The organism is Alkalihalophilus lindianensis (genome assembly GCF_032843265.1).
GTDB classification, from domain to species: Bacteria; Bacillota; Bacilli; order Bacillales; family Bacillaceae_D; genus Alkalihalophilus; species Alkalihalophilus lindianensis.
In genome coordinates this window covers 1-244 of the sequence record NZ_JAWJBA010000877.1, presented here as the reverse complement: position 1 = coordinate 244, position 244 = coordinate 1, and the positions used below count along the sequence as shown (strand labels likewise).

At 73.0% G+C, this 244-nt stretch carries 1 protein-coding gene; it reads left to right on the top strand.

Annotated features, from left to right (window positions below):
* The coding region (locus RYX56_RS24630; protein ID WP_317124423.1) for a hypothetical protein at positions 1 to 244 on the top strand (244 nt) is incomplete at both ends.

Genomic DNA, 244 nt, shown 5'->3' with positions numbered 1-244 from the left:
CGTCCACAGTGACGGGGGACATCTTCACCCGCCTGCGCCTGCTCACGACCCTCGACAGCGGGGACGGCATCCTCATCAGCACCGGGGCGCTCGGCATGAACACGGCCCAGGCCCAGGTCGGCTACCTGTACGCCGACCGCGCCGCCCGCCCTGCCGGCCGCCTGACCTGCACCGCTCGCGGCGAGGTGTCCCTGTACGACCTGACCCTCACCCGCGGCTGGATCCGCGTCCTCACCGCCACGGG